We start from the raw sequence: 1,167 nt of genomic DNA on the forward strand, positions 1-1,167 counted from the left end.
CTTCAAGACAGCGCTTCGTACCGCCACCGAGCGTCCGTTTGCCGCCTGACGCAGCATAAAGCGGTATCGACGCGGCCCAGTGTGAATGAGACGCGGTAATACCAGCCCACGGTGGCCCTGACTCTCGCGTAAGGGGAGATTGGTAGTGCCCCCGGTGGTTCTCTAATCAGGTCGGTCAAGAGGCTGTTGCTGAATCGCTCCTGGCAATGATTCTGGGCTGCAGGATTGGCGCGGTTACGGCTTGAGCTGACCGGTGTGGGCTGATTCACTTCCTCCGTCAGCTCCGAGCCCGAGGCAAAGCATGGCCCACGACTTCCGCTGCCCTGAGCGCCGGCAGGGCTTCTTGCTGCCGCCGGATATGCGGGACTGGTTGCCCGAGGACGACATCGTGCATCTGATCCTCGACGCAGTGTCGTTGATGGACCTCTCGGCCTTCGAGGCAGCGCACAAGCTCGGTGGTGCCGGCCAGGCGCCATTCGCGCCGGCCATGCTGCTATCGGTGCTGATCTACGCCTACAGCCACGGCGTGCGCTCGAGCAGGGCCATCGAGCGGCTGTGCGGGCGCGATGCCGGCTACCGCTTCATCGTCGGCGAGCACGTGCCCGACCACACGGTTATCGCGCGCTTCCGGCGGCGCCATGTCGAGCGGCTGGAGGCGGTCTTCGTGCGGGTGCTGGAGATGTGCCGCGACGCCGGCCTGATCCGGCTCGGGCTGGTGGTGCTGGACGGAACCAAGGTGAAAGCCAACGCCTCGCTCGAGGCGAACCGCAGCGCGGCGACGATCAGCCAGCAGGTCGCGCGCATGGTGGCCGAGGCGGAGGGCACTGACCGGCGCGAGGACAGGCTGTTCGGGCCGGAGGGCCGCGAGACGCTGCCCAAGGCCCTGGCCAGGCGCGAGGACCGTCTGGCGCGGCTGCGCGCCTGCCAGGCGAAGCTGGAGCGCCAGGCGGCCGACGTCGCGGCCCGGCAGCAGGCCAGGATCGACGCCCGCGCAGCAGAGGAGCAGGCCACCGGCAAGCGACGGCGCGGCCGCAAGCCGAAGCCGGCGGACGCCACCGTCGACCCTGACCAGGTCGCCAACACAACCGACCCCGAGAGCGGCATCATGAAGACCCGCCAGGGCTGGGTGCAGGGCTACAACGCCCAGGCCGTGGTAACGCCGCAGCA

At 68.6% G+C, this 1,167-nt stretch carries 1 protein-coding gene; it reads left to right on the forward strand.

All coding sequences use genetic code 11. The annotated features are described in order from the left end of the window. Positions 1–301: 301 nt before the first annotated feature. A partial coding sequence (locus tag Q7A36_RS40010; protein WP_305109360.1) for a transposase occupies positions 302–1,167 on the forward strand: 866 nt, incomplete at its 3' end.

Origin of the sequence: Paracraurococcus lichenis (assembly GCF_030657435.1) — a bacterium.
GTDB lineage: Bacteria > Pseudomonadota > Alphaproteobacteria > Acetobacterales > Acetobacteraceae > Paracraurococcus > Paracraurococcus lichenis.